This window comes from Sulfuricurvum sp. (assembly GCF_049277495.1).
Taxonomy (GTDB): Bacteria; Campylobacterota; Campylobacteria; order Campylobacterales; family Sulfurimonadaceae; genus Sulfuricurvum.
The window spans coordinates 1-5,498 of sequence record NZ_JBASYM010000065.1 but is presented as its reverse complement, the minus strand read 5'-3'; the positions used below and the strand labels follow the sequence as shown (position 1 = coordinate 5,498).

At 49.1% G+C, this 5,498-nt stretch carries 7 protein-coding genes; 4 read left to right on the top strand and 3 right to left on the bottom strand.

What is annotated here, in order from left to right; all coding sequences use genetic code 11:
• Window positions 1-1,039: methyltransferase domain-containing protein (locus tag WAO38_RS11000; protein ID WP_422237061.1), on the bottom strand; the 1,039-nt coding region annotated here is incomplete at its 3' end.
• Window positions 1,040-1,244: 205 nt separating this feature from the next.
• Here WAO38_RS11000 and WAO38_RS10995 point away from each other — a divergent pair.
• Window positions 1,245-1,925 carry a transglutaminase-like cysteine peptidase gene (locus tag WAO38_RS10995; protein WP_422237060.1) on the top strand — a complete coding sequence of 227 codons (681 nt, stop codon included), beginning with the start codon at window positions 1,245-1,247 and terminating at the stop codon, window positions 1,923-1,925.
• 122 nt (window positions 1,926-2,047) lie between these two features.
• On the opposite strand, the gene WAO38_RS10990 is transcribed toward WAO38_RS10995, so the two are convergent.
• The gene (locus WAO38_RS10990) at window positions 2,048-3,301 is read right to left on the bottom strand and encodes an arsenic transporter (RefSeq protein WP_422237059.1); all 1,254 of its coding nucleotides are present in this window, start codon (window positions 3,299-3,301) and stop codon (window positions 2,048-2,050) included.
• Between the two features lie 15 nt (window positions 3,302-3,316).
• Complete coding sequence (locus tag WAO38_RS10985) at window positions 3,317-3,733, bottom strand: arsenate reductase ArsC (RefSeq protein ID WP_422237058.1); 417 nt, start codon at window positions 3,731-3,733, stop codon at window positions 3,317-3,319.
• A 113-nt stretch (window positions 3,734-3,846) separates the two neighbouring features.
• On the opposite strand from WAO38_RS10985, the gene WAO38_RS10980 reads away from it, so the two are divergent.
• From WAO38_RS10980 to WAO38_RS10970, 3 genes are all read left to right on the top strand, one after another.
• Window positions 3,847-4,170, top strand: a complete 324-nt coding sequence (locus WAO38_RS10980) for an ArsR/SmtB family transcription factor (RefSeq protein WP_422237057.1) — start codon at window positions 3,847-3,849, stop codon at window positions 4,168-4,170.
• Window positions 4,167-4,571 carry an arsenate reductase ArsC gene (locus WAO38_RS10975; RefSeq protein WP_422237056.1) on the top strand — a complete coding sequence of 135 codons (405 nt, stop codon included), beginning with the start codon at window positions 4,167-4,169 and terminating at the stop codon, window positions 4,569-4,571. Before WAO38_RS10980 ends, WAO38_RS10975 begins: the two co-directional genes overlap by 4 nt.
• The coding region (locus WAO38_RS10970) for a permease (RefSeq protein ID WP_422237055.1) at window positions 4,571-5,498 on the top strand (928 nt) is incomplete at its 3' end. The genes WAO38_RS10975 and WAO38_RS10970, both read left to right, overlap by 1 nt.

Genomic DNA, 5,498 nt, shown 5'->3' with positions numbered 1-5,498 from the left:
CGTCACCGGCATGATAGACGGGGAGATCAGCGGAAGCCCCGAGCCGTTTTTTGACCATCTCCAGCGCACTGGATGAGATATCGAGGAGCGTAATATCTCTATAGCCTAAGCGGATCAGTGTGTCTGCCAGCGTCGAGACACCACACCCGACATCGATGAATGCGTCTTTTGGGGTTGAGCCTATCTTTTGCAGCAGCGAGAGAGAGATCGATGGCTCTTGTTGATACCACCCGACTTTGCTCAACTCCTTGGTCGTATAGACGTTTTCCCAGTGGCGCTGCTTGATGTTCCCGTCCCCTTTAGTTGAGCGAAACGTCGCACCCGCAGTCGTCGGAGCCGTCGTATAGTGGTTGGTTCCCGTGCACTCGGCATTCACGAATCCCGCTTCACTCATCATCAGGGTCAGCGCCTCTTTTTTTAGAGTCCCTTCCACGCAGTTGGCCCAATCGCCCTCCGAAGCACTTGGTGCACAGCATGACGTGGCGCAGCTCCCTTCCGATATATCGATCATATCGGCGAAATAGAGCTTTCCTGCGGGTTTTAGGACACGGAATATCTCTTCGAATACCTTGGGTTTGGAGGAAGCGAGGTTGATCGCGCCGTTGGAGATGACGATATCGACGCTTTCGTTGTCGATCGGGAGATGTTCGAGATTCCCCTCCATCACTTCGACATTGTTCAAGCCCGCTTCTTTGGCATGACGGCTTGCGGTTTCGACCATCAACGGTGTGATATCCACCCCGATGGCCTTTCCGCTCTCGCCCACCAGCAATGCTGCGACACACAGATCGACACCCGCACCGCATCCTAAATCCAAAACTGTTGCCCCCGCAGGGAACTCTCCTAGCTCGAACGGATTTCCGACTGCGGCGCAGTAGTCCCACATCGCCGTAGGGAGTTTCTCAATCCACTCCTCTTTGTAGCGGTGATTTCGGGCATTTGTCAGGCCTTTGTCCCATCCGAAATCTTTAGAAGGGTTTTGGGCCAAATCGCTGTAAAGTGCGATGACGCCTTGCAGTGCGCATTCTGATGAAGCCATAGTAATCCTAACGGTAAAAAAGTTTGCTATTTTACAGAATAATTGCTTCTTATACCAATTTCATTTGTCAGCTATAATATCCGTATGCAGATCTTCGGGTTATGAGCGCGAAATAAGAAATTAGAATGTTTTTTGATTTATACTTATCTATCAAAAAAATTTCGTTATTTTTGTGATGTAAATCTCTACTATTAAGGAGTCCCCGGTGAATATATCATTGGTATCGATAATAACTATATTGGTTTTATTATTAGGTGGATGTGCACAGCAGCCGAAAATTGATAAAAGCATCGAAACTCCTATTGTTGACAACAGTTACAAAATATATCCACAAGGTTTTACAGACGAAATCGAAAAAGAGTACGGTATTTTTGCAAAACGCACGGCGCTAGCACTCGTAGAGACGATGAACGAAGCAAAGGATCTCGATGACATGGGAAAAATGGAGAAAGTCAACGACTTCTTTAACGCTTTTCCGTATCAATCTGATGAAAAGATATGGGGTATCAGCGATTACTGGGCCACACGGCTGGAGTTCATCGGAAAAGGCAAAGGTGACTGCGAAGATTATGTCATCGCCAAATACTTTACTCTCAAAGAGCTTGGTGTGCAGACTTCCAAGCTCTTTATGACTTATGCGAAGTCGTTGCGCCTAAAGACATCCCATATAGTGCTCTCCTACTATGAGACAGAACACTCAATCCCTCTGATCATGGACAATTACAATTACAAGATCTTGCCTGCAAACGTGCGGACAGACCTCGTACCTATTTACAGCTTCAGCGGGGACGATCTTTTCCAGGCCAAGCAGGTACAAATCGGTAAGATGATACCAGCTTCGACAAGACAGACCCGAGCCTGGGATGAATTGGTAATAAAACGATAAAGATTGATGTATTAAAGTTAGAAGATTTTAGGATTGGTTGCGAGGCCAACTATGAGCTGACGACCTTCGGGTTATGAGCCCGACGATCTAGGATAAGAGAAAACAGCAGAAAAAATTAAATTCTAAAGCAACCCGATCAACGCTACCAATAACACCGGCGGCGTAATCACCAATCCCACTTTCATATATTCGCCCCATCCGATCTTGACCCCTTTTTGCGCCAAGACATGCAGCCAGAGCAACGTCGCGAGCGACCCGATAGGGGTCATTTTCGGTCCGAGGTTACAGCCGATGATGTTCGCATATGCCAGTGCCTGATTTCCCGCTTCGGCAATCGCGATGTCCATTACCATGATGGTCGGCATGTTGTTCATGACCGAACTGAGGATCGCGGAGAGAAAGCCCGTTCCGATAACGGCATACACATTCCCCATGCTTTGCAATTCGGTGATCACCCCTGCGAGATAGGTGGTCAACCCCCCGTTTTTGAGACCGTAGACGACGACGTAGAGCCCGATACTGAACCATACGACCTGCCACGGTGCTGCCTTGATCGTCATGATCGGTTTGGTCGCTTTAAAATAGGTGGCGATGGCGAGAAAGACCAACGCTCCGCCGAGGGCGAATACCGATACGGGAAGATGATAGCGGTCTCCGATGAAATACCCCGCCATCAGCAGAGCCAAAAACCACCAACTGAGGCGGAACATCGTCTTATTTTTAATCGCTGATTCAGGTGTCGCCAATTGGGTAATATCGATGAACGTCGGAATGTCTTTGCGAAAATAGACCCACAGTACGGCGATAGAGGCAATGATGCTGAGAAGGTTCGGCAGGAACATCGTTTTGGCGTATTCCCAAAACCCGATATGGAAATACCCTGCCGTCACGATATTGGTCAGGTTGGAAATGATTAATGGATTACTCGCGCTGTCGCCGATAAATCCCCCCGCCATTAAAAAGGCGAACATGGCGATCGGATTCATCTTGAGGTGCTTCATTTTAGCGAGTACGATCGGGGTGAGGATCAGCGCCGCGCCGTCATTGGCAAAAAATGCCGAAACCACGGCACCGAGGATGAGAATATAGACGAACATCAGATGGCCGTTTCCGCCCGAGAGGCGTGCCATTTTCAGCGCCGCCCATTCGAAAAAACCGATCTCATCGAGTACCATCGAAAGGAGGATGATCCCGATAAACGCAAGCGTCGCATCCCATACGATTCCAGTCACCGTCCAGACATCGGCGATACTGACAACCCCCAACACCACGGCTGCAACCGCTCCGATGACGGCCGTTGTGCCGATCTGTAATCCGCGCGGCTGCCATATGACAAACACAAGCGTCGCTAAAAAAAGTCCTACGGCAGTTAGCATGAAATTTCCTTCTCTTTAATCTGCCAAAAAGGCTTTGACGTGTTCTTCAATCGAATCGCGAACGGCTCGAACCTGCTGCATGATCTCTTCATCACTGCCGACAAACGCCGTAGGATCTTTGAGATTCCAATGCTCGTTTTTCAGTACTCCCGGGAATACGGGACATTGTTCCGCTACTTCCGGATCACATACCGAAATGACATGGGTAAAATGGTGCCCTTCTTTGTAAAGTTCAAAAATACATTTGGTTTGATTTCCGGAGATATCGAACCCTTTTTCCGCCATCGCGCGGATCACATAAGGGTTAAGTACACCGGGCTCGACACCCGCACTTTCGGCACTCTCATTTTCATGTGCATACTTATTGAAAAATGCCTCGGCCATTTGACCCCGTGCGCTGTTGTGACTGCAAACAAACAATATTTTTAACACGCAATTACCCTTTGTATCGTTTGATGATATGGTAGCGTATTTTAAAATATATATCAACATATCTTGATATATTATTTTTATTTTGTTACACTTTCATAAATCGGAGGTATTCTATGAATGTTTTTTTGGAAACGGTGTCGGCACTTAATGATGAAACCCGCATCAGACTCCTCGCATTTTTAGATAAACACGGAGCGTTATGTGTCTGTGATCTCCAGGAGAGTTTCGGAATGATTCAGTCGCGCCTCTCCCGCCATCTCAAAATCCTCAAAGACGGAGGGTTTTTGCGGGTTGAACGGTGCGGGACCTGGGCGTATTACTCTATACGAAGTCCGCTGGACCGCTTCCGCAGTGAAGCACTGGCAGAAATCCGCTGTCTGGGGATTGAACTCCCCCCGCTTATTAAACTATCACAAACTGGAGAGTGTAAATTATGAAAAACGTCCTTATCCTCTGTACCGGCAACAGCTGCCGCTCTATCATGGCTGAAGCACTGATCAACGCTAAAATGGGCGATTGCGTGTATGCCCAAAGCTCCGGAGTCCGTGCCAGCGGAGCCGTCAATCCGAACGCGCAGGCACTTCTCGAAGAAAAAGGGTATTGGAGAGACTCCTACCACTCCAAAGTGATCGATACGGTTATCAACACTGCCTTTGATCTCGTCGTCACCGTCTGCGATCACGCACACGAGACCTGCCCGATGTTTCCAAAGGCCGTCAAAACGATCCATGTCTCTTTCGAAGATCCGAGCGGAAAAGCGGTAGAAGAATACGCTAAAACGCTCGATCTGATCGAAGCGACACTCTTGCCGATCATCCAAGCGGAGCTCTGCGGCTGATGTGGCAGGAATTCAGCGGGACGATCATCCTTCAGTGGCTCGGATTTTCCGGAAAACTCGGTGAGGCGCTCCATTTTTTCCTCTATGACACGATCAAAATATGGTTCTTGCTCCTGTCGATCATTTTTGCAGTATCCTTTTTGCGGACATGGTTCAACACCGAAAAAGTGCGCGCCTATCTGGCGGGGAAACGGGAATTTACGGGAAACATCCTCGCGGCGCTGTTTGGGATCATCACCCCGTTTTGCACCTGCTCGGCAATCCCGCTGTTTTTAGGGTTTTTGCAGGCGCGTATCCCCATCGGCGTGACGTTCAGCTTTCTCATCAGCGCTCCGCTGAACAATGAGATCGCTATCGCCATGCTGTTTGGGCTGTTCGGATGGAAGATCACCGCGATCTATATCGGATTCGGTCTCTTCGTCGCTATTGCGGGAGGATGGCTCATAGGGCGCTTTAATGTCGAAAAATATGTCCTGATTTCCGTCCCTCCCCTCTCCGGTGATATCGAGCTGCCGACCTACAATCCGCCATTTCGTGAACGTGTACATGAAGCGTGGAGCAATACCCGTGATATATTTCATAAAATCTATCTGTGGGTAATGGTCGGGGTCGGAGTCGGGGCGTGGTTTCACGGCTATGTCCCTGCCGAGTTTATCGCGCAGTATGCCGGAGGAGATGCGTGGTATACGGTTCCCGTCGCCGTACTGATGGGGATACCCATGTACGCTTCTGCCGCAGGTGTCATGCCGCTGGTTGAAGTATTGACCCAAAAAGGGATGCTGCTGGGTTCGGCACTGTCGTTTATGATGGCAGTGACGGCGCTGAGCCTGCCCGAAGCGATCATCCTCAAACAGATTCTTCATATACGTCTGATCGCCCTTTTCTTTGCCATAGTCAGCATGGGAATCATGGGGATCGGATTTATTT

Coding starts and splice junctions, on each gene's coding strand:
- WAO38_RS10990 (WP_422237059.1), bottom strand. CDS start 3,301: ATGCTAACTGCCGTAGGACTTTTTTTAGCGACGCTTGTGTTTGTCATA.
- WAO38_RS10975 (WP_422237056.1), top strand. CDS start 4,167: ATGAAAAACGTCCTTATCCTCTGTACCGGCAACAGCTGCCGCTCTATC.
- WAO38_RS10980 (WP_422237057.1), top strand. CDS start 3,847: ATGAATGTTTTTTTGGAAACGGTGTCGGCACTTAATGATGAAACCCGC.